Here is a 707-nt window from a genome sequence, read left to right on the forward strand (position 1 = left end):
TGGCGTAGGCGGTACGGCGGTGCTCCAGGGCGGCGTTGTAGAGCTGCCGGTGGTCCTCCAGACACGCCGCGAGCGCGGCGGCCTGCTTGGCGGTGGGGCGCAGCAGGAACTTCAGCGATCTGCGCACCCCCACCTCCCCTCACCTTCGGTAACGACAGCACCACGATATCGGCTGGCGCCAGTAAAACCGGGAAGGACATTCATGATGCGCGGACCTGACAGGTCGGGGCACGCTCGGGCCTGGGCGGCCCTCCCGCTCCCGATTCCCCCGTCGTCTGAAGGCGACGGTCCCCTCGGGAGGATCTGATGGCGCTCGCCGCCGGGCTCGTCTGCATGATCGCCTGGGGCTACCGGATGTGGTGGCAGCGCCGCCCGACCCGGGGCTTCGCCGCCCCGTACGCGCGCGGCACCTGGCGAGCGGTGCCCCCGGCGGTGCTCCTGCCGGTCGCGGCGGCGGCGATCGCGGTGGGCGCGTTCGTCCCGCTGCTCGGGATCTCCCTGCTCGCCTTCCTGGTGGTCGACGCCGTGCTCGGCCGCCGCCCCGCCGGTCCCGACCACGGACGACGCCACCCGGCGACCACGGACCGGAACGGATCAACCACCTGACGCTTCCCGGGCCCGGCCGCCACCGGCCCGCTCGGTCCGGCGGCGGTCCAGCGCTGCCGGGCGCCATCCCGCACGCCGGTCGGGGGCGGGCCGCAGGAGTC

Annotated in this window: 2 protein-coding genes; one reads left to right on the plus strand and one right to left on the minus strand. The window is 74.5% G+C overall.

The genetic code is table 11. From position 1 onward, the window contains the following. On the minus strand, positions 1–133 hold a 133-nt coding region (locus ACWJ6R_RS37495), incomplete at its 3' end, for a helix-turn-helix domain-containing protein (RefSeq protein WP_449066732.1). 173 nt (positions 134–306) lie between these two features. Here ACWJ6R_RS37495 and ACWJ6R_RS37500 point away from each other — a divergent pair. Further along, positions 307–606, plus strand: a complete 300-nt coding sequence (locus tag ACWJ6R_RS37500; RefSeq protein ID WP_449066731.1) for a hypothetical protein — start codon at positions 307–309, stop codon at positions 604–606. The last annotated feature ends 101 nt before the right edge of the window (positions 607–707 follow it).

Source organism: Planomonospora algeriensis (assembly GCF_977012225.1).